This is a genomic window from Bartonella sp. AA78NXGY (assembly GCF_042197005.1).
Classification (GTDB): Bacteria; Pseudomonadota; Alphaproteobacteria; order Rhizobiales; family Rhizobiaceae; genus Bartonella.
Genome location: NZ_JBHIRI010000106.1, coordinates 1 through 546, shown reverse-complemented (window position 1 = coordinate 546; position 546 = coordinate 1). Strand labels below are relative to the sequence as shown.

Here is a 546-nt window from a genome sequence, read left to right as displayed (position 1 = left end):
TTAAAAAAGGGCAAGAGCGTAATGGAATAGCGGATGCGCTGGGATTGACCAGAGCGACTGATATAGTCGTGGTCTTTTGTGATACTGGTGATTACTACGGATCCATGGAGAAGGACACTATAGGTTGTATCATTAATCCAACGAAGCATCTGGACAGGCTTTGCTCTTCGAATAGTTGTAGTGATGGCATCTATCGCTACCCGGTCCCCAAATTCTTCTGGAAACCAAACTCCATGAATGGTCTTTGCATCATTGCCATAGCCGGTAAATTGCAAACTGGGGGACCTGCCAAAACGCTCTAGGCAAACCCAGGAGGCAGAAAACTCTTCTTCAAAGGATTGGAAATTCAGCCAGTCCACATAAAATTGATGTGGACCTAACATCATCAAAGGATCTCTCATAGGCTCCCTCCCCTCATTCTGTCCCGCCATGCAGCGCATTAGCGCGTGCCCGTTGAATGGCGTGAGCGACCGCACGACCAGTGGCCATGGGTTCACGCGCCCCATTAACATGCACTGTGACATTTTGATTGTGTGTGATGGGGGA

1 protein-coding gene is annotated in these 546 nt (G+C 48.7%); it reads right to left on the bottom strand.

Going from position 1 to position 546, the window contains the following annotated elements; translation table 11 throughout:
* On the bottom strand, positions 1–401 hold a 401-nt coding region (locus tag ACFINL_RS09890), incomplete at its 3' end, for a phage tail protein (RefSeq protein WP_375651509.1).
* Between the last annotated feature and the right edge of the window lie 145 nt (positions 402–546).